Here is a 221-nt window from a genome sequence, read left to right as displayed (position 1 = left end):
GGTTAACAGTACTGCAAAGCATTTTTTGAGCTTCTGCGGTGATAATGCCTGAGCGACTTTTTCGCCTAGCTTGGCGGTGAATAAGCTCATGATGCTAATGACCAAAAAAGCATAGATGTGAACAAAGCCAATCGTATAGGGCACATCACCTTGCTCCTGCATGCCACAGAACATAAATCCTAGCGCGCCTGCAATCGAGATATGCAATCCACAAGCTGCTG

At 46.2% G+C, this 221-nt stretch carries 1 pseudogene; it reads right to left on the bottom strand.

Features of this window, described 5'->3' with window-relative positions:
- Positions 1-221: pseudogene (locus tag V6252_RS13250) on the bottom strand (sulfite exporter TauE/SafE family protein); the annotation flags it as partial.

The organism is Psychrobacter proteolyticus, assembly GCF_038155145.1.
Lineage (GTDB): Bacteria > Pseudomonadota > Gammaproteobacteria > Pseudomonadales > Moraxellaceae > Psychrobacter > Psychrobacter proteolyticus_B.
Note: the sequence above shows the minus strand (reverse complement) of the source record. Positions and strands in the feature narration are given on the sequence as shown.